The organism is Rivularia sp. PCC 7116, from assembly GCF_000316665.1.
Classification (GTDB): domain Bacteria; phylum Cyanobacteriota; class Cyanobacteriia; order Cyanobacteriales; family Nostocaceae; genus Rivularia.
This window is the reverse complement of record NC_019678.1, coordinates 2,017,714-2,038,616: the sequence shown is the minus strand read 5'-3', so window position 1 is coordinate 2,038,616 and position 20,903 is coordinate 2,017,714. Positions and strand designations below refer to the sequence as shown.

The 20,903-nt window shown below is 38.7% G+C and carries 12 protein-coding genes and 1 pseudogene; 5 read left to right on the top strand and 8 right to left on the bottom strand.

Going from position 1 to position 20,903, the window contains the following annotated elements:
• Positions 1-516 precede the first annotated feature (516 nt).
• Together RIV7116_RS07870 and RIV7116_RS07865 are read right to left on the bottom strand one after the other, a co-directional pair.
• A complete protein-coding gene (locus tag RIV7116_RS07870) occupies positions 517-2,298 on the bottom strand; it encodes a DUF3604 domain-containing protein (RefSeq protein ID WP_015117757.1) in 1,782 nt (593 codons plus the stop codon).
• Positions 2,250-2,648, bottom strand: a complete 399-nt coding sequence (locus tag RIV7116_RS07865; protein ID WP_015117756.1) for a cation transporter — start codon at positions 2,646-2,648, stop codon at positions 2,250-2,252. Before RIV7116_RS07865 ends, RIV7116_RS07870 begins: the two co-directional genes overlap by 49 nt.
• Positions 2,649-3,733: 1,085 nt before the next feature.
• On the opposite strand from RIV7116_RS07865, the pseudogene RIV7116_RS34760 reads away from it, so the two are divergent.
• A pseudogene (locus RIV7116_RS34760) lies at positions 3,734-4,305 on the top strand (iron uptake porin); the annotation flags it as partial.
• A gap of 667 nt (positions 4,306-4,972) precedes the next feature.
• Here the strand turns inward: RIV7116_RS34760 and RIV7116_RS07850 are convergent.
• The 6 genes from RIV7116_RS07850 to prfC all read right to left on the bottom strand — a co-directional run bounded on the left by RIV7116_RS07850 (position 4,973) and on the right by prfC (position 16,092).
• Positions 4,973-6,715, bottom strand: a complete 1,743-nt coding sequence (locus tag RIV7116_RS07850) for an NFACT family protein (RefSeq protein WP_015117755.1) — start codon at positions 6,713-6,715, stop codon at positions 4,973-4,975.
• A gap of 229 nt (positions 6,716-6,944) precedes the next feature.
• Positions 6,945-7,685 carry a choice-of-anchor W domain-containing protein gene (locus RIV7116_RS07845; RefSeq protein WP_015117754.1) on the bottom strand — a complete coding sequence of 247 codons (741 nt, stop codon included), beginning with the start codon at positions 7,683-7,685 and terminating at the stop codon, positions 6,945-6,947.
• A 771-nt stretch (positions 7,686-8,456) separates the two neighbouring features.
• Complete coding sequence (locus tag RIV7116_RS07840; protein ID WP_015117753.1) at positions 8,457-9,725, bottom strand: glycosyltransferase family 1 protein; 1,269 nt, start codon at positions 9,723-9,725, stop codon at positions 8,457-8,459.
• Between the two features lie 1,087 nt (positions 9,726-10,812).
• On the bottom strand, positions 10,813-11,307 hold the full coding sequence (locus RIV7116_RS07835) for an RNA-binding protein (RefSeq protein WP_015117752.1): 495 nt from the start codon (positions 11,305-11,307) through the stop codon (positions 10,813-10,815).
• Between the two features lie 651 nt (positions 11,308-11,958).
• Complete coding sequence (locus tag RIV7116_RS07830; RefSeq protein ID WP_015117751.1) at positions 11,959-14,241, bottom strand: M48 family metallopeptidase; 2,283 nt, start codon at positions 14,239-14,241, stop codon at positions 11,959-11,961.
• Between the two features lie 231 nt (positions 14,242-14,472).
• Positions 14,473-16,092: a peptide chain release factor 3 gene (prfC, locus tag RIV7116_RS07825; protein WP_015117750.1), complete on the bottom strand. Its 1,620-nt coding sequence runs from the start codon at positions 16,090-16,092 to the stop codon at positions 14,473-14,475.
• A 136-nt stretch (positions 16,093-16,228) separates the two neighbouring features.
• Here prfC and RIV7116_RS07820 point away from each other — a divergent pair, with 136 nt between their 5' ends.
• From RIV7116_RS07820 to RIV7116_RS07805, 4 genes are all read left to right on the top strand, one after another.
• Positions 16,229-16,570: a DUF4870 domain-containing protein gene (locus RIV7116_RS07820; protein ID WP_015117749.1), complete on the top strand. Its 342-nt coding sequence runs from the start codon at positions 16,229-16,231 to the stop codon at positions 16,568-16,570.
• Between the two features lie 857 nt (positions 16,571-17,427).
• Positions 17,428-18,408 carry a porphobilinogen synthase gene (gene hemB / locus RIV7116_RS07815; RefSeq protein ID WP_015117748.1) on the top strand — a complete coding sequence of 327 codons (981 nt, stop codon included), beginning with the start codon at positions 17,428-17,430 and terminating at the stop codon, positions 18,406-18,408.
• A 409-nt stretch (positions 18,409-18,817) separates the two neighbouring features.
• Positions 18,818-19,162: a DNA-binding transcriptional regulator gene (locus RIV7116_RS07810; protein WP_015117747.1), complete on the top strand. Its 345-nt coding sequence runs from the start codon at positions 18,818-18,820 to the stop codon at positions 19,160-19,162.
• Positions 19,163-19,839: 677 nt separating this feature from the next.
• On the top strand, positions 19,840-20,823 hold the full coding sequence (locus RIV7116_RS07805) for an alpha-ketoacid dehydrogenase subunit beta (protein WP_015117746.1): 984 nt from the start codon (positions 19,840-19,842) through the stop codon (positions 20,821-20,823).
• Positions 20,824-20,903 lie beyond the last annotated feature (80 nt).

Genomic DNA, 20,903 nt, shown 5'->3' with positions numbered 1-20,903 from the left:
TAATTAAGTAATATAATTGTTTTATATAGTGTTATAAATAACTTATTTACACTGATGATTAATGCTTCATGTAAAGTTATATTTTAATCCTCTTTATTTGTCTTTTAAGATTTCATTCGGTTAAGTGCAAAATGCGAGCGCCCGACTAGCGGCTATCGCCACTAGCAACAATGAAACTAACACATTTTGATTAAAGCTTAACTCCTTATTGGGTAAGGGTTTTAAAATGTGTAAGTTAGGAGTTACTTGAATATTTCAAGTATTTTTATTTACTCGTATTAGGAATTAAATCTGTATTTTCTATACTACATCCTGAAGTACGGAGTTTGGGTTATAAATAGAAGCGATTGCGCGGTACCGCAGTGGTCTTCGCCCAATCGCGCTATTGCTGGACTTACAATTAATGAGTCTTGACATTATCAAGATATTGTGGTGAGCCAGGGTTATAGATTTACTTCATCAGCTTAGTTGAATAATGTTTCTCAACCTGCGACTCGGGATTCCGTCCCAAAGTTCTTAGTGACCCACATTTTCAACAGGTTGGGCAGGTCGCTTTGGGAGTGCGATCCTCTTAGCTGGAGAATACCAGATGGGAGAAGTGTACGCCCGCTCTTGTAAGGTTAGGGGAATATCATCACAAGCGTTTGGATCTTTGGCTTTTGCACACCACTTGTCGCCGAAGGAAGCTTTATCGTAGTCCGTCCAACGGGGAGTGGGAATTTCCAACACCCGAGCATAGTAAAACGCCCGTTGGCTGCGGTCAAAGTCGGGGTCTTCCCATACTGCTTCGAGTTGCTCGTCACCGATAGTGTTAGTATAGGTTGCCGTTTCGGTGTCCACGGTGTTGCCAACATCGGTTAACTTGCCCGTGACAGGACGGGGGGTGCGGCCGTCCGAACCCTTCACGTTATAGATTTTCTCGTGGGTGTTGCCCTCAGCATCCAGCCAGCCTTTGATAATTTGAATGCGGTCGAGGTTTGCTCCCAAGGAGTCTTTTAAGGCAGCCACTAAGAAGGTAGGTGTTTTTCCTCGCGGCATACGGGTCATATCGGTACCCATGGGAACGCCCTTCTTGTAACCCACTTCAGCTAGATCCAGACCTAAATCCGAGTCGTTAAAGTTCCAACCAGCGAAAAAGCGTACCATCATGCGCGGTCCGGTGGTGCCATACACTTCTCGTCGCTCCATCGCATCGAATAGAGCCTTACGGGTATTTTTAGTCGCCCAAACTCCCATAAAGCCAGAGGCTCCATACTGCCATCCCAAACGACCGCTACTTTGAGCTTCTGCTGCCCGTTCAGCACTGGGAGCCTCATTGGGAAACTTACCCATGTAGCTATTTTCTTCTACCGCCGACACGGCAATATGAGAATCTGTTGCACCCGCCAGACCAAATTTGAAGGGGTTAGCACCCAAGCTTGCTTCAAATTTCAGTCCATTTTTCAGAGCCGGACGAGCATACTCATGCTCAAACATCTTCTTGCGGGCTTCCGGATCAGTGGGTTTTTTGAAGCTCATGGTGAGGTTGCCTTCATCCCAACCTGCAACCTCAAAGTCAGCAAATTCATCATCAGGAGATATTTCCGGATGAGTCTCACTGGTGCCTTTAACTTGGGTGACTTCATAGATGGGTTCCCAAAGCTGTCGTCTTTGGGCATAGTTTTTAGTTAAGGGATTACCATTAAGTTCGGTTTCAGCAAACATCAGACCGTTGCTGACATTGCCATTGTGAGGAATCGCGAGGACATCCCCACCCGTTTTATTTTCATAAGCTTGCATCCAATTCCAAAGGTCTTCTGGATTAGTACTTTGCTCTGCGGTGTAGGGAAGCAGCTGATTGGCTTTGTCCCCATTATCACGGTAGATGACGTTGCGGTGTAAGTTGTTGCCACCCAGCAGGGAAGTCCACTCATAACCGATGACTGAGGTAAAATTACCCGGATCGTTATGAGCTTCTGCCGTATCAATTATTTCCTGCCAGAAAGTTTGGAACTCTTCGGCAGAGGGAGACAGACATGAGGGTAATTTCCCTTGGGAAAAAGCTGCAATAATTTCTGATGAAGCTTGAACTGCCTTATTTCCACCCGCCACAACCATCTCATGCCAGGTATCAACCTGCTCTTGAGCGGCACCGCAATCTGTGGGAGTATTAAACAAAAACTTTGAAAAAGCCCCTAACCCGTCCGAGTGATCGGTAACAACCAAAAAATCTAAGGGACGGGAAAGCTTCACGGGTTGCCCTGCATCGGTTATGACTTCATTGCCCCGAGCAAATTCATAGGCATCTGCAGGTCCCAAACGAGTTCCAGCAGCTCCTGCATCGAAGGAATAAATGGTGTTGGCTTCCGTCGGGATATTAGAAACGCCACACCCAAAGGCACGGCGGTCATTGCATCCCCTACGTTATGAATTATATCGGCGAGGAGAGCAACACTACCAGAAAGCCAGAATACCGCAGCCTGTACAATGGCAGTGAGTAGCAAGCCCACCAAAGACCATTTCACAGCCCAGATTCCTAGGGCAGAACTAGCAATTTCCGGATCTATGACCCCGTGGGTGTGGGTACAATCGCCATGATGATGGTGGTGATGCTCCACCTTTAGTCTGGTCAGTTGAGGAACATCAATAGAACTAGAAAGTTGTGTCATAGTACTTTTTGAAACAGGACATTCATCTGGGCATAAGTTAGATAAACTACCTACACTTCTCTACTTAGTGAGTGGTGAGCGCAGGCTTTTAGTAGCTGTAGCAGATACAATCGATAAGCATCATGGTTTAGGTTGCTTTACACCTAAAAGCAAGCGGGAGAACTCACGGCCCGTATTTTTAAATGGGTCCCCAATTCAAAACGGGGGCATTTATTCGCCATGATTGGATTGCTCCTCCACCTTTGGCAATAGAAACCTTTTGGGTCGTGATTTGGTTTTCCATAAGTATTTTAAACAAAAAGGATTATCAGTAAAATCAGTTGTCTGACTATCAATTTAAAATCGAAAAGAGAAGAACTAGGGAAGAAAAAGTTTTAATCTTACTCGGATATTGCGATTGCGTTGAAATCAGGACTTACGCAACTGGCACAAGCAATGGTGCGCGCACCGAGCGCCAAAAAAACTAAACTATAGACATAGCAACTTCCGGACGTTTTAGTTGCTCAATTAGATAATTAGAAAGTAAATTATGCTTAATTTTATAAACAGTCTTACCCATTTTATAAGCTAAGTTTTTAAGTCTAATCCAGACTAGCATCGCACACGCAATATGACTTGTAAGCCATGCCGTGCAGCCACAGTTCCTACTACCTGTCGTACATCCAATTTCTTTATTACTTTTTTCATAAGTGCGATCGCACTAAATTAAAAAAGGGCAGTGAGCGGCTATGGGGCAAAGGGCAGTTTCCTCAAGTATGGTTAATAAACATCTATCAAGACATAGATTGTGGCAAAATCAATTAACTAGCTTGATTCAACAATCTAAGAATTAGTATTAGATATATCTTCGGTTTTCACAACGCAAGTTTCACAACTTAACACCCAACTTAAGCTTTTTATTTACTTTAGAAGCATTTGCAGCAGCAGTCTAATTGAGTGGTATCAAGCCTAAGTAGATGTTTTTAGCCAAAAATTCTATAAAAAGCTGAAAATATTAATTTCGATTTGTCTAAAATATCTAACTACGATTTTGATACTATTGAGTTAGGCTCGGCAAAAATTACCATATTTAACTCAAATACTGAAGCAAACGCTTCAAAATTGGCTCACTCCGTATAAAAACTTACAACTATAAATCAAGTACTGTAGCCGAGCCGCCAATCCTATATCCTTCCTTCGAGATGAAATTGCACCTCCTCCTGCTGAACCCGGACAACCCGAGCCAGAAGAAGTAGAGGTACCATTTTCCAGCAATTCCTAGGGTATACAAGCAACGTTAGGAATTAGCGATAATGTCGTATTAGGAGGTTGGGTTGGATACACAAATGCTCGTAATTTATCCACGGAAGGAGGGACAATTAATCGTGTAAGCCTTGATATTTGGAACTGGGCGATAACCCTAGGATTTCCCGACTTAGGTAAAAAAGGAAACGTGGCAGGTATTATTTTTGGTATGGAACCGAAGGTAACTGATTCGAGTATCAACGAAATTAACCAAGACAGCGATACTTCTTATCACATTGAAGCGTTTTGCCAGTTTCAAATTAATGACAATATTGCAATTACGCCTGGAGTTGTATGGTTAACTGCGCCAGACCATAATGAAAATAACGATGATGTCGTAATTGGTGCCCTCAGAACTACCTTTACTTTTTAAATCAGGTTTCCTATCAACTTTAAAAATCGGGAATTTTCAATTGAAACAGCTAAAAAATAATTTTTCGTTGAATGCCCGATTTTTCGAGTTGAATTGTAAATCGGGTTTTGCGAGCAAACCAGATTCAACCAAAAATGCTTTTAATTAACTCACGGCACCCAAATAATTTTATACACGATATTTTTTATGATATAATCAAAATATAAATTAAGTATATTCACTAATGTAAGTCCGAGTTTTTGAATAAGCTCGATTTACAGCGACATAAGTTTAATGCTATTTGCTTAAAGAAAATCATCAATTAATTGCAGCTTTTATAGTACCTCTTGAAATTATGATTTGATTTGAAGAGAACTGTCGTAGTTTTATAATACAAAAAGACCAGCTTCCCACAGCTGGTCAATCATATTTTTATTCGCGTTGTCTTATCAATAAAGTCAAACCCAAACTTTCACGTTCCCGAAACGCCTTGGGCAATCTTTCTTTACAATATTGTAACAGCCAGTACAGAATTTTCCTGAAAATTTACTAAAAAAAGATATTTTTATCAAAATTGCGTCTTTATCCTGAAGAATGATTCAATACTACTAGTGGATATTAACTAGGGAAGATGAACAACAGAAGATTATAGCAAAAATTCTAGTTACTGACTTATAGCTCCTAGTTGCTAATTATGAACTGCCAACTCTTCACTTTTAACAGATTGTGGTTTTCCCCAAAGTATAGTTTCCTGCTTATAAATAGCAATTCCTGGTTTGGCTCCTTTTGGTTTATAAATGTGCTTGGGTTCTGTGTAAATGACTGGAACTTGTTCGCTTTGCCGAGCGCGACTGTAGTATGCAGCAAGATTTGCAGTAAACTGTAAATCATTTTCTTCAGCGACTGCACCCGGTTCTAATCTCAATAGTACGTGACTACCGGGAATTTCTTGAGCATGAAACCATAAGTCATAATCTCCAGCAACTTTGAAAGTCAATTGATCGTTTTGACGGTTATTGCGTCCGATTATTACTTCAAAACCGTTTGGTGTTTGGTGACGATGAAAGTTTGTAGTTGCTTCGTTAGAACTACGTCTGCGGTATTCCGAATCTTCCAAATATTTTTGTGCAATCAATTCCTCGCGGATTTCTTCTAAAGCTTGTAAATCTTCAGCTTCAAGGTAGTTGTCAATTTGAGAAATAGCTGATTCTACTTGTTCTAAATATGCAATTTCCGCGTTCACTTCTGCAAGTAAAGGCTCTACGGCAGTACGAGCGCGTTTAAGCTTTTGATGCTGTTTATAAAGTTTTTGAGCATTTTGTACCGCGTTTTTATCAGGTTGTAATTTAATTTTGACTGGTTCGTTCGTCTCGAAGTCAGCCAAAATCATTTCCTCCATACCTGGTTGCCATTCTTGTAGATAAGCCATCAATAAATCGGCTTGCGTGCGATATTCATCTGATTGTTCTGACTGCTGCAAGCGTTTTTCAAAAGTTTCAGCTTTGGAGCGCAATTTTCCTAAAATATTACTCAATTTTTGAGTAAGCTGGTGCTTTAGCTGAGAAAAAACTTGTTGATTGAGTTTATCTGTATAGTAGCGATTGAGTAATTCTTGAATATCTTCTACTTTTTTGACTGCACCCCAACCAAGTACGGTATAGCCAGCTTCAGTCCAACCCGGTTTAAATTTGTCTTCTTGTAAAGCTTTTAGCCATTCTTGCCATTGCTTAAATAACAAATTCCATTCTTTAAATGTAAGTTGATCGGTGGTGCTTTCCGTACTCAGATTTGCTGCTAAAAGCATTGACTGTACTAACATTGGAGACACACCACGATAATTTTTAGGTAGTTGACGCTTGATTGCTCCAGGTATCAAACTTATCCTTTCGTACCAATCTTGTTGTGGTTCATCCAAACTCGGAATCGCGCTAGTAAGCTTCGGTGGTTGCTCGTAAACTTCTCCAGTTAAAATAGGACGAACGCTTGATTTTTGCTCGTTGACCTGGCGACCTGCGGTAATAATTGTATTTTTCGCATCCGTAAGAATCACGTTGCTATACTTGCCCATAATTTCTACATATAGGTGGTACAAAGCTGCTTCTCCCGGACGACGAGCAAATTGCAAATTGATGACACGTTCCCAAGAGGCAACTGTCTCAATTGTCACCAGAGCTAAACCTCCTAACTGGTGAACTAATTGTTGAGAGAATGTAAATGTATCTGGGATGCGCGGTGGTGGAGAGCCGATATGAATCCGAGCGGCTTGGGGATGCCAAGAAACTTCAAGCCAACCCCTTCCTTTAATAGTACGAAGCGCAATTGCAATAGTATAGCGATCGCGCTGATAAACTTGTTCTAAACGCGATGGTAACCAGTTAGCACGAATATCGCTGCAAACTGCGCTTAAAGTAGTATAGTCAAATGTTTGCACAGCGATTTTTGTTGTAAGGGCATAGATACTCGTAAGTATAGCTCGGTTAAAACACTAGATGCACGCTCTGAAAGATATATAAATCTTAGAGACGTGCATTTGTGAAAGCAACTATGTTTAAAAGTAAGGCGAGAAAAAATTTTTAATTAAGGGAGGTGGTGCAACTTTATTAAATTTAAATTAGATATTAATTAAATAATAAAACAGCTGATGCACAACATTTCCACCTTTAAGTTTCATCTTTTTTCTTCTTTTTACTCAAACCGAAACCGGTAAGTCCAGTTACTAATATTGCTCCGATGCTACCGGGTTCGGGTACGCTGGTTGCAGGGGAGTTACCAACCTTAATTTGAAAAGCATTCAGAGAGCCTCTAGGTGCAGTTCCCTCCCAGCTTATTGATGCTTTTCCTGTAATTGTGAAAGGAGAAGATATGTCGTTTAGCTGCAGATAGTCAATATCGCTACTACTACTATCACTCGAAGTTAAATTCCCAATTGCATCACCATTGAATACAAGGTTAGTCAAAGAGGTTGTGGTATTTGCACCGGCACTAGTACGGAAGAAAATGCTATTTACAGCGCCACTAAATTTTTGAGTGCTTAGTGGAATACCACCGAGAACATAGTCAACTGTGCTTCCATTGTATACTAAGCTGAAGTCGTATTCTTCACCATTTACCCAACCAAAATTTGTTTCGGTTGCGACTTTAGCACCTTCAACCACATCGCCATTAATCTTTAGTTCTTTTTGTGCCTGTGCTGCTCTATCTCCAATTCTTCCTTCAGCAACAAACAATTCAGAAAATTCCCCATAATTAATTAAAGAGTTAAAATCTGTATCGGTGAAACTAGCATCATTAACTAAATTCATAGCCTGAGCAGAGCTTGGTGCAATTAATAATCCAAGAGCAGTAATGCTGAAAGCAAATAGTGAATTACCTGCATTGATTTTCTTTGTAAAATTAAACATTTTGTTGATTTAAAAGATATTTTTGAATTAGTTGAAAAAAATTATCGTAGTAGCAAAAAAAGAATTAAACTACAATACAAATTGAGAGATGGTATGCCGAAAAATCTGTATTAACTATTTAAGTGAGCAATCTGTTTTTACTTCCGGTTCGATAAGTCAAATTCCATAAACGTAAATATTATCAACCCCAAAGTAATTAATGTGTGAAGGCTTCGGTTGCTGATGTATCTAGTAAAGCTCTGCTAGATGAAAATGTCGAGAAAAAAGTTGATTTTTAATTAGAACTTTTTATTTAGATTAAGTATTTTAATTTGTTCATTAACATTACTTAGGAATACTTAGATAAATAATGCTTTCACAATACCTGATAAAAGTAAGTTCATCAGTAAATTGCGTGAATATTAAGTATTAATACGTAAAAAACATCAAAATTTGATAATTTCAAATTGATAGGAATGGCCGCAAACCAGAATTTTGTTGCTTAGCGACACCTTAGGTGAGTAATTGACAAGAAAGCATCCCAATACAGACAAAAGCCCTCAGACTATAAGTCTGGGGCAATATTGCGAATTTCACCACCGACCTTGCTTGCTTAAAAAACCTTCTAGCTGAGGTCGTTGGGATTGGTTTATATAGCCGCACCCTAAATGGGTATCCGGTAAATTATTTGTTCAAAATTGGAATGGTTTTATCGGCAATAAAGATTAAATTTAATTGCAGTAAATCCCATGCTCGAAATGACCAGTTCCCATTATTTATGTATTATTACTTTTAACTGTTTGCCACCAAAGGCTGTTCCACAGATTTGTGCAATAAATTTTTGTAGAGTTCGCTTAGTTGCATCGCAACTCCTTCCCAACTAAATTTATTTTCAACACGCTTCCTCGCAGCCTCACCTAACTGTTCGCGCCATTGAGGATCTAATAAAATTCTGTCAATAGCATTGGCGAAAGCTGAAACATTTTGCGGAGCTGCTAATAAGCCAGTTTTTTCACTTACAACAGTAAACTGAAGCCCACCAACATCACTAGCGACTACTGGCGTATAACTTGCCATTGCTTCAATAGCTACTAAACCAAAAGGTTCGTAATGACTGGGAACAACGCAAACGTCAGCTGCAGCATAATAAGATGGTAAATCCTTCTGACTCACACGACCGGGAAATTCGGTCATTTGAGTCATTCCTAACTCTGCAACAATTTTTTCGATGCGATCGCGTTCTTTACCATCACTGTGTCCAGCTCGACTACCGCCACAAATAATTAACTTTAAATCTTCAGAACCTCGTAACTTAGATTGTCCAACTGCTCTGACTAAGGTTTCAATACCTTTGCGCCGATCGAAGCGCCCTACGTACATTACCAGCTTAGTTTCAGGATTAATTCCTAACTCGTTTCTTGCTGCTTTTCTGTCAGCACGACCAAAACGTTGAATATCCGTACCGCAAGGAATCACATCAATGCTTCCTTTTGTGGAGACAAGAGTACGCATATGCTCTTCTTCTTGAGGAGAAGTTGCAACTATTCTTTGTGCCGTTTCTAATATCTGTTTTTCTGTCCCCAAACGGGTACTAGCAACTAAAGGAACAGTTTTTACAGTATTGTATTTAACTGCTCCAAGTGAATGATATGTATGTACAAGCTGACATGGTTGCTTTTGTCTCAACTGCATACCAACCCAGCTCGAAAGCCAATAATTGGTATGAATTAAAGAATATATAATTCCGTTATCTTCTTGGAATTTAAGAAAATTCTCTACAAATTCTGGTAGATGCCCAAAAATATTGTCTCGTGGCACGAAATCAACATCACCAGCTTTCAAGCGAATTGTTCGACAATTCGGAGAATGCCAAATAATATCTTCTTGCTCGACATTCACTTTACGGGTAAACATATCAACTTGCCATCCAAGTTCAGCTAGCGCTTCCCCGACATGACGAACGTAAACGTTTTGCCCTCCAGCTTCTTCCTTACCTATTTCAATCGCTGGATCGCCGTGGACGGAAATCAAGGCGATGCGTTGTTCTGTTGCAAGGTTCATAGTTTGTTGGTTATTTATGTGTTTGGTTTAATCGGCTAGCAGCTCTTCAAAGCTAGTCAACCCCTAAAACCAAAATCTTTGTAAATGTTCATGTAATTTTTATTTTAATTTAATATGTGAAATATTTTTATTTATATATTGTTACCTTTACCCATAAAGTTTCAGTAATAATATGGGCTAAATTCCTGCTATAAACTTTATACGTGTGCTTCCTGTCACCTTGATTATTAGTGAATATTGTTGATGATTATGCCTATACTCTAATTTTTTTAAGTACTATTTGCAACTAAATAAAAAACGTTAATCCACATTTATGCAAAAAAAAATACAATAAATGCTACTCACAAATTACATAATATTACTTAACGAATTTCTAAATTAAAATAGAAAATTGATGCAAATTAAATGGTTGTAAGTGCTAATGCATAAATAAACATATGTAAATATTGTAACTTAATATACATATCGCGTAGCATGACCATAAATTGTGCTTGACGCTACATTTTGCCAAATATTTATAAAAAATATTCGCATATAAAATTGTGACTTATGTTACTTAGTATTTATTTACTAAATATAGATGGCATATGATTATTTTATAGTTAATTTTTTATTGCTACTCCTTATGCATAAAAGAAAGTGAAGTATTAGTTTATTAATAAAATTTAACTATTCGGTTATGCAACCGCAAAAAGGATGCTTAAATATTTGCTCTAAACGTTGAATCATGAAGCGAGTTATCGATTCGACGTTATACAAATATCCAACATCCTGCTTATATCGATAAAATTTGGGATTACGATTTGCAATTAAAAATTAATATTTATTTTGTAAAGCAATGCTTGTCGAAAAAAAATAGCTCCAATAAATTATTTAAAACATAACAACAGGAAGTAGTACAAGCCCAACACAAGTAATGGGGAATTAAACCCGATACTCCAAACTCGGTGGGCTAGTTCATTCTTCCTTTTGACGTACTTACTTACATCAAATCAAATCACAATACCATAAATCCTAAATTGCAATTCACCTAAACACCTAATCTAAGAATACGGTGTCAGCCTTCTTGCAGATAAAGGTAAATCAATTAGTTAGTGGTTTGTGCAGCAAGCATTTCCTTTAACTTTTCTAGTTCTGTAGCCCAGCGAGGATCTGGATAAACTCCATCTGAGGAAGAACCACTGCTACTGCTATTATCCTTGGAACCACTACCGCGACGAGATTTTTTCTTACTCTTACTAGATACAGGATTCCCAGAGCCACTGCTAACAGGGGTTGGAGAACTAGATGTTTTAGGAGCAGCATTTTCTTCGCCTTCCTCATTACTTTTAGTACGAGGTAATGCTTTCTCCAATTTGATTGGAGAATCTTTGAACATCTGACCATTATATTTTTCAATAATCTGATCGGCTTGTTCGTCGTTATTCACTGTCATAAAACCAAAGCCGCGACATTTACCTGTCTTACGGTCTTTGATTAATTTAGTAGTGATACTGCTACCTTCTTCAGCAAAAACTGCTTGCAATTCTGATTTCTCTATTTCTTCTTTGGGCAAATTGCCTATGTATAGGCGAATGGACATGAAAGAACCTCCAATATGGTTAGATGTTTAGGGGCGGGTTTAAAACAAAAACTTGGCTTTAAAGACGACAGACATATGTTACTAAGTAACATTGCCGCGAACCATCTTTTTACTGCAAACTGTTAATCTTTACAATACAGTTTTTTCCCAAGCTGATTTTTTTTATGCGAAATTGTGCGCTTGAACGCGCAAAAACTTTAATCTCAAAAATTATAAATTCTGCATTATAGTTCGTGCAAAACAAAACTGATTCAATGCTCTTTTGTATTATGAAGATTTAAACACCATTTCCTACAATATCACGCTATTCTTTGCACAGCTAGTTCAGCACACACATTTCTAGCCAACTTATTAATGCATAGTAACATACAATACATTTTTTTCGTGAAGCAAACCCTTTCAAGAAACAAAAACCAGCCAACGGCTGGTTCATTTCCTGCTGTGTTGGAAGGATGAAAGGGGGGAGATAACAGCGCAAAAAGCCTTGTAAATAAATGAAGCTTAATGCTTCATCCTTAGACGTTGCACTAGTTATTGTAAATAAATGTAACACTTTGTTTGATATTTCGCAACTTAAATTAACAAAAATATTCGTGATTGCCGATTGAGGGAGGCTGAATAGAGAAAAAAGTAATCAATAACTATAACGGATTACCCCGTCAGAATTATGTAAGCTCCCCAAGCAAAAGCAGCTACAGTCAAAATGGTAGACCAAATAGGATGGGGACTGTTGACCATTTTGCCAGTTTGAGTTTTTAAAGTTTGAATATCCAACCAAGGTGTTGCACCTCTTCGCAACCAACCAGTAACGAAAACTGTTTTACCGACAAAGTCTTGAGCATTAACAGATTGTCCCAGCCAGGAAACATGATGCAATTTCAACAGAATATTGTCTACATGCAGAAGCAAGTCTTGTGCCAAGTAATTGCTGCTACCGCGACGACCTAATAATTTTCCCGACAATCTCACAGGGATACTGTCTATTGGTAAGTTAGCTGGGTTTGTCAATAATTCTGCTAACGCTTCAGAAGTGCTAGCAGTTTTGGCATCGATATTTGCAAACAAATAATTTATTCTAAATACACTACCGATGCTAAAGCCAATAAGCATAAAACCAGTAACAAATTGCCAGTTATCGTATATCCACTTGAGATTAATAAAATTCAGCAGGAATAATGTGTGCCAAGCCAGCCAAAAAAGTAAGGCTGAGGCTGCACCAATCAAAATACCCAAGAAAGGAGCAATTTGTAGTAAAAATGGCTGACGTTTTACCTTTAAAGACTGCTGATTTTCCAGATACAGTTCGGGTTCGATGTGCCAGTAACGAGCTAGCTGAGATAATTTTTGCAAACGCATTCCCATTAAGGGATGGCTGTTGTTGATTAAAAACCATTGGCGATAAGGATTGAGGTAATCCCACATTAGCAATGATTCAAAGGTCGTATTTGGAGCGATACTACCCAACCATAAACTTTGTTGGTGACCTACTGGTATTAATAGATTGAGACTTTCCAAGGCGTATGGTGTTTGTTTTTTCTTCGCTATATCCGAAGCCGTACCAATAGCAATTTTTAGTAAAGCGCGAATCATAGCGTTGGGGTTTCCAGTAACTTCGGCACCAACTCTATCGCTCAAGTAAACTCTTCTTCGGGATAACCACAAGCCCGTTCCCGTCAGCAAACACCAAATTCCGTAAATGATATTACCAATGATTCCTACAACTGTACCGCCAATACGATTAGATATGTTATCGCTTTGTTCGGCAATAAATTCGTATAGTTGATAAATCGGAATTGTTACCGATAGGATTACAGACATGACAGCACAATCTAAACGAGCTATTTGTCCCAACTCAGAAGCAATTACGGCGGCAATTTCATCATCTTCAAGTTGTTCTAAAAGTCCCTGACTAACTACAATGCAAGCTGTGCGGGGTAAATGACCTATGGTGAATGCGATTGGTGCTGAAAATGGCAATATTCTTAATTTCGGTAAACGCCACCCTCGCGGTTGACAGTAGCGTAGCAAAACCCGCACTGATTCACGAGAATATGTATTTAAAGTTTCTCTATCTAAAGTCTTTTGTTGGTAAAATTTACGTAGCTGCAACTCAAGTAACCATGGTGCAGCAACTAACAGTATTAAAAATGTACCTAGTAATAAGAAAGTAGGGTCATTATATAAAAGCTGTATTGGTTCTAAAAATGGAAGCCAAACTAAAATATTATTGATTGAATCCATTGCAAGTTGTAGCAATGCCCTGACTACGCACAATAAAGCAACTAAGGTGCCAATGCCCAACAATCGCAAGCGAATAGATTTAATCAACTTTGCTTTTGGCAGGGGTTGCCATACCTTGGCTCTTCCTGCCAACCGCCAATGAATATTAGAGTTAATATCTGGAATTTTATTTTTTGCTTGATTTGCAAGTACTATCGCCTCACCCGAATGTTTTTTTTTCGTTTGCTCGGGAACTTCTTTTAATGAAGGATTTATTGCTTGCGAGTTTACAAAGCCGGGAGCCGGAGGTGGAGGTGGCGGAGGCGGCGGAGGCGGAGGGGTAGACAAAGAAACTGATTCTTCCGGTGCCGCTTCTATTTGCTCTTCGGGTGATTCAAAGCTAACAAATCCTGTAGGGTGGAATTCTGTATTTTTATGAGGATACTTTTTTCTTAATTGTTTTAAAGATTTTTCTGCCCACTCTTTAACTTGAGAATTATTACTCTCAACAAGAGATTCACACACTGCAATCGCCATTTCAATTTCCGAACTGCGGGAGTAAGCCACTACTAAGCCAACTTGGGCTTGCAAGCTTTTATTGGTATCATCATCCCTAGCTGCAACATCTTCTAAGATGATTTTTGCCGTGCGGTAATCTTCTTTTTTTAGGGCAGCTAAGCCGTCCTTCAGAGATGATTTGGAGTGTGAAGACATAGATACTCTTTCGCCAAACGTATTTAAAAATACTTACATATTTATATCGTGCAAATGTGGCTGATATTATCAGGGCTTAGGAAGATCCAAAAAATAAAATATCGAGCGCGGCTCAAATACATTTCCACAGAAAACTAAGATTGATGGGGGTTCCACCTGCAAGGCAGAACCCAAGGCTAGATATTTTAGCCTGCCACAGCAATTTTTACCAGATAAACAGTGCTGTCATTTTCAAGTTAAAGTTTTTCCAGATACCGGAGCGATCGCATTTAATTTCAACTCTGGATGATCCTGCTTTAACTGAGAAGTGTTCCATTCATTCCGAAACAACAGTACGGGTCTTCCCATACTATCTTTCATGGTAGTAGTGTTGAATAAACGTCCCACTTTTTCCAAAGCTTCCCAACCACCTTCAACCCAACGAGCAACGCTGTAAGGCAAATATTCTAAACGAGTTTCTACACCATACTCATTTTCCAAACGGTATTGTACAACTTCAAGCTGTAGCTGACCGACTGCAGCCAAAACTGGGTCGCGTTTGGATTCATCTACCGAATACATGATTTGCACTGCTCCTTCTTCGCGCAATTCCGTTACGCCTTTTTGAAATTGCTTGAATTTAGAAGGATTGGGGTTTCTCAAAATGGCAAATAATTCTGGTGAAAAATAAGGGATGCCTTCATATTCTAATTTTTTACCAGTGTAAATTGTATCGCCAATTGCAAAAACACCGGGATTATTTAAACCGATAACATCCCCCGGATAAGCTTCATCAATGGATTCTCGCTCTTGAGCAAAAAGTTTTTGCGGACGGGATAAACGGACGTTTTTACCAGTACGGGCATGGTTCACCGTCATATCTTTTTCAAACCGACCAGTACATACGCGGATAAAAGCAACGCGATCGCGGTGTTTGGGGTCCATATTTGCTTGTAGCTTGAACACAAATCCGGAAAAATCTGGATAAGTTGGAGGAATTTCGCCCAAGCTACTAGAGTGAGAACCAGGCTTAAGAGCGTATTGGAGAAAATTCTGCAAGAATAATTCCACGCCAAAATTAGTCATCGCCGAGCCAAAAAACACCGGAGTCATTTTGCCTTGATGAATCAAATCTATATCTAATTCGGGACCGACTCCATCTAAAAGTTCCAAATCATCTTTGAGTTGATGATAAAGGTCTTGTTCTAAAAGTTCTTCAATTTTGGCATCACCCAAGTCAACTATCGTATTCGCCGCTTCCTTGCTACCGTGGGCACTTCTTTCAAACAAGTGAATTTTTTGTTCCTGACGGTCAAATACACCTTTAAAACGGTCGCCCATGCCGATAGGCCAATTTACCGCATAAGTCTGTAAATTTAATTCTTGCTCAATTTCATCTAAAAGTTCTAGGGCTTCTCTTCCGGGACGGTCAAGTTTATTGACAAAAGTAAAAATTGGGATACCCCGCATTTTACAAACTTCAAATAATTTTCGCGTTTGCGGTTCTAAGCCCTTTGCTACGTCAATCAACATCACCGCATTATCGGCAGCGCTCAGAGTTCGATATGTATCTTCACTAAAGTCTTGGTGTCCGGGAGTATCTAATAAATTTATTTGACAATTTTTGTACTCGAACTGTAACACTGTTGAGGTAATAGAAATACCCCTTTGCTGTTCCATTGCCATCCAGTCAGAAGTAGCTTTACGCTGCGCTCTTCGAGCTTTTACAGAACCAGCCTCATGAATAGCACCCCCGTACAAAAGTAATTTTTCAGTCAAAGTAGTTTTACCAGCATCTGGGTGAGAAATAATGGCAAAATTGCGACGACGTTCAACTTCTTCGTAAATTTCGTTCTCAAGTTCAGTTGACATAAGGTATTTGTTTGATTGTATTCTAACTAAAACAATAGTTTTTCTTTGATTAGCAGAAGTCTTTTAATCTTAAGACAACTATCAAGGTAATCGGTTCGTTATATAATTCAAAAGCTCAACATCAGGGGAGGAGAAAATGTACGACACCGACAGTAGAAAGCTTTTATCAGCACTTTGTCATGGAGCGATTTTTTTTAACTTCACATTTGTATCTATTGCCGTTCCTATTGTTATACTTTTTACCGTTAAAGATCCAGTTGTCAAAGAAAATGCAAAAGAAGCTCTCAACTTCCATTTAAATGTCTGGTTGTGTGGACTAATTATAACTGCGCTGGTTTGGGTTACTTTTGGCTTACTTGCCCCTCTATTGGGTTTATGGTTTGTCGTCCATTGGGGACTTACTATTTGGGCACTGTATAGTGTTTTAAATGAGTCGGAGAAAGCTTTTCGCTATCCTTTCATATTTAGAGTTGTTTAATCTTGGTTCTCCAATCAGAAGCTTTCCATGCGTAAATCTAATTCCTGACAATAGGCAAAAGTCAAAAATACAATCTTCTCACTTATTGCTCCTCACACTGACCTACTTAATTTTTGGCGAATTGGCTTCATGTACTAATAGCATTACAGCATTTACAAACTAACGCTTTCCAAGCTTCCGGAAGCATTACTTTTTAGTCCGAGATATAAAACTAATGATTATAGATGTCGTCAGCCTGTGAAAAAAGCGCCATCTTAACGTTATGAAAATTTCAAGGATATTAATCAAATTTGTGCTTAAGCATTAAGCGTACAGCTACATGCTTAAGCCTATTTTATTTGAGCAATAATTTAGCTAAGCTGTGAATAAAAATATTAAACGAAGCAAGAGGAAAGAAGGCTGGAATTGCAATGGGGATTTTACCGCCATTTACTACAACGGAAGGAACCCTACGAAGCTGGAGAATTTAACACATATTTTTTAGAAGAAAAAGATAAGTATCCTTCTTCCTCCAGATTTATTGCTCCTTGCTTGCCAAGGAAATGAGTAAAAATTTATAAAAATTTATTGACAAAATAGTTTTCAGTCTTAACTAGATTTCATTTGATAACTATATTTTTCTTAACTGTTTGAATCAGTTGTTTAAATAATTTTTTCAATATAGTTTTTTCAAGCTTTTATAGGATATATATAAAGCTAGCTGTACAATACAAAATTGCCCCACATCTTCTCAGACAGTAGGGCATAGGACAGTTAAGCGCTGTTTGCAGTTTGCCCTTCTCAAGTGCAATCTTGCTTGGCAGTTGTGACGCTTTGGGTTCTGTCTGTAAAAGTTTTCCTTACTGTTTAAAAAAATTATGTTTCCTACTCATCGTCCTCGCCGTCTGCGTAGCCATGCTCAATTACGTCGGATGGTACGCGAAACCGTATTGAATACAAACGATTTAATTTATCCTTTGTTTGCGGTACCCGGTGAAGGTGTAGCCAATGAAGTAAAATCGATGCCGGGAGTTTTTCAACTTTCTTGCGACAAAATTGTTGATGAAGCCAAAGAAGTTTACGATTTAGGAATTCCAGCAGTTATTTTATTTGGTATTCCTGAAGATAAAGACGTAGAAGCTACAGGAGCTTGGCATGATTGCGGCATCGTTCAAAAAGCTGCTACCGCGATCAAAGAAGCAGTACCGGATTTAATTGTCATTGCCGACACTTGCTTGTGCGAATATACCAGTCACGGTCACTGCGGTTATTTAGAAGTGGGCGATTTAAGCGGTAGAGTTTTAAATGACCCCACCTTAGAATTGCTCAAAAAAACCGCAGTATCCCAAGCAAAAGCTGGCGCGGATATCATTGCTCCTTCCGGAATGATGGACGGCTTTGTACAAGCTATTCGGGAAGGTTTGGATGAAGCAGGCTTCCAAGATACGCCGATTTTATCCTATGCTGCGAAATATGCTTCTGCCTATTACGGACCGTTCCGCGACGCGGCTGACTCATCCCCGCAGTTTGGCGATCGCCGAACTTATCAAATGGACCCAGGAAATTCCCGCGAAGCAATCAAAGAAATAGAAATAGATATTGCCGAAGGGGCTGACATGCTAATGGTCAAACCTGCTTTGTCATATATGGACGTTATTTGGCAAGTTAAGCAAGCTTGCCATCTTCCTGTTGCTGCTTATAACGTTTCTGGGGAGTATTCTATGATTAAAGCCGCAGCCATCAATGGTTGGATCGACGAAGAACGAGTTGTACTAGAAACTTTAACTAGCTTCAAACGTGCTGGTGCCGATCTAATTTTGACTTATCATGCCAAAGATGCCGCACGATGGCTGAAATAAGCAGAAAAAAACACCAGGATTAATTTGTGGTGCTGACTCTAAACGCAATATCTCGACGTTAAACTTTGCGTCGAGATATCAATAATTATTAATTTAGAATTGAATTAAAAAATTAGTATTAACAAACTGACTGTATAACAAAAAATTATTATTATTCGCATATTGATGAGCAGAAGTTTAATGTAAATAGTTGAATAAGCATAATCATATTTACCACATCTACCTTTTTATAGATATTGCAAAATAAATAGATCGAAGAAAGTAGAAGATTGCAGTATGGTTAGATTGCTATACGGGTATACAATGTCCTATACAATAATATTGTTAACAAAGAATTTTCAGTTGGCATTTTTACGTCAATTGATTTAATAAATCCAATTAATGAGTTTTAAAAAGGGAGCATTGAGATATGGATATGCAAGTCCTGAGAGAACGTGCGGGACTCAGCCGTGCAGAGGTTGCCTTCAGGCTTGCAATCAGTGAAACAAGTGTTCGCAACTGGGAAGCTGGGCGAACCGAGCCAACTATGACACCGAAAAAGTACTGGGATGCATTGCGCCTATTTAAATGCACGCCAGAAGAGTTAGCAGAAGCAAGTGAAAAATCTATTAACCAAAGGCATAAGCGTAAACCGGGAAGGCCAAGAAGGTTTCCCGTGAGTCAGCTTCCTACAACTTCTGGAGCAAGCGAGTCTGAAAAGAGCGTAACTCAAGTAACTTCTGTAGAAGATTCAACAGTTTCTTTTAACCACTAAATTATTATTAGTCAGGAGAAGCCGATATTCTTACAAAGAGAATTATCACCTAAAATTCTTTGTAGAATAAATAATCAGGAAAGTTATTTGTTAGCTCTTTTCTTTAGTGCGTTTAGCGTAATTATCTGTTGAATGTAGCCGTATTTTTAGCGGTTAAGCAACTCTGATTGCAGTCAAAATTTATCTCCGGCGTTTTAGCTCTATCAGTGAATTATGACGCTGGAGTTTTTGTTTGTTTGAGAATTTTACTACTGTTCATTTATGACTTTTGACTATAACCAAACAACATTACGAACGGCAAAAATTACCATGAGATTTTATAGTTATTAGTCTTCAATTAATTAACAACTAATTTTTAAATGTGGGAAATTTTGGAAATAATTGTGTACTGGAATACTAAATTTAGTATATTGAAACACAAGCAATCGTATCTACAGTTGAAAAAAATCTCTAAAGCTGGTATGTGCTAAATATACAAGATGTAAATCTAATTCCTGCTTTAACTCAAAGTGTCATCTTCTATTGAATAAAGGCTATATAATTCAATACGATGCAGTGGTTTATTCATCTTTACTTCTAAAATTTTCGGTATTTTTGCGCGAGCCGTGCAGTTTTTACCGTATTTTTTTAGGAGACGCGATAAGATTCATTCAACAATATTTGTAATTTTTGATCTAATGGCAGAAACACTATTTTTTAATGCTTTGCGGGAAGCCACCGATGAAGAAATGGCACGAGATAAAACCGTGATGGTACTCGGTGAAGACGTAGGACATTATGGTGGTTCCTACAAAGTTACCAAAGACTTATACAAAAAATATGGGGAACTCAGAGTATTAGATACACCCATTGCTGAAAATAGCTTTACTGGGTTGGCAGTAGGTGCTGCAATGACCGGGTTAAGACCGATAATTGAAGGCATGAACATGGGCTTTTTGCTATTAGCCTTCAACCAAATATCTAATAATGCCGGGATGTTGCGCTACACTTCCGGCGGTAACTTTAAAATACCTTTAGTAATTCGCGGACCAGGTGGAGTAGGAAGACAGCTAGGTGCAGAACATTCCCAACGTTTAGAAGCTTACTTCCAAGCTGTTCCAGGGTTGAAGATTGTTGCTTGTTCTACACCTTACAATGCTAAAGGTTTATTAAAATCTGCTATTCGCGACGACAATCCAGTACTGTTCTTTGAACACGTGCTGCTTTATAACTTAAAAGAAGATTTACCCGAAGAAGAGTACTTACTGCCACTAGATAAAGCAGAAGTTGTGCGAAGTGGAAAAGATGTCACAATCCTAACTTATTCGCGAATGCGTCATCATGTAATGCAAGCCGTAAAGACTTTAGAAAAATCGGGTTTTGACCCAGAAGTTATCGATTTAATTTCTTTAAAACCCTTAGATTTTGATACCATCGGCGAATCTATACGTAAAACTCATCGAGTCATTATTGTAGAAGAATGCATGAGAACCGGCGGTATAGCAGCAGAAATTATCGCTTCAATCAACGAGCGCTTGTTTGATGAGTTAGATGCCCCCGTACTGCGACTTTCTTCTCAAGATATCCCCACACCTTACAACGGTAAATTAGAAAATCTGACAATTGTTCAACCAGCACAAATTGTTGAAGCAGTAGAAAAAATGGTTTCAGCACGAGTTTAAGTTAATAGGGTAATGGGTAATAGGTAATTGGTAATGGGTAATTGGAATTTTATCTTTTTTCTCCATGCCCAATGCCCAAT

Bases quoted from the DNA above. Each gene is read 5' to 3' on its own strand.
- RIV7116_RS07865 (WP_015117756.1), bottom strand. From the start codon at position 2,648: ATGACACAACTTTCTAGTTCTATTGATGTTCCTCAACTGACCAGACTA.
- RIV7116_RS07845 (WP_015117754.1), bottom strand. From the start codon at position 7,685: ATGTTTAATTTTACAAAGAAAATCAATGCAGGTAATTCACTATTTGCT.
- RIV7116_RS07840 (WP_015117753.1), bottom strand. From the start codon at position 9,725: ATGAACCTTGCAACAGAACAACGCATCGCCTTGATTTCCGTCCACGGC.
- RIV7116_RS07835 (WP_015117752.1), bottom strand. From the start codon at position 11,307: ATGTCCATTCGCCTATACATAGGCAATTTGCCCAAAGAAGAAATAGAG.
- RIV7116_RS07830 (WP_015117751.1), bottom strand. From the start codon at position 14,241: ATGTCTTCACACTCCAAATCATCTCTGAAGGACGGCTTAGCTGCCCTA.
- prfC (WP_015117750.1), bottom strand. From the start codon at position 16,092: ATGTCAACTGAACTTGAGAACGAAATTTACGAAGAAGTTGAACGTCGT.
- RIV7116_RS07820 (WP_015117749.1), top strand. From the start codon at position 16,229: ATGTACGACACCGACAGTAGAAAGCTTTTATCAGCACTTTGTCATGGA.
- hemB (WP_015117748.1), top strand. From the start codon at position 17,428: ATGTTTCCTACTCATCGTCCTCGCCGTCTGCGTAGCCATGCTCAATTA.
- RIV7116_RS07810 (WP_015117747.1), top strand. From the start codon at position 18,818: ATGGATATGCAAGTCCTGAGAGAACGTGCGGGACTCAGCCGTGCAGAG.
- RIV7116_RS07805 (WP_015117746.1), top strand. From the start codon at position 19,840: ATGGCAGAAACACTATTTTTTAATGCTTTGCGGGAAGCCACCGATGAA.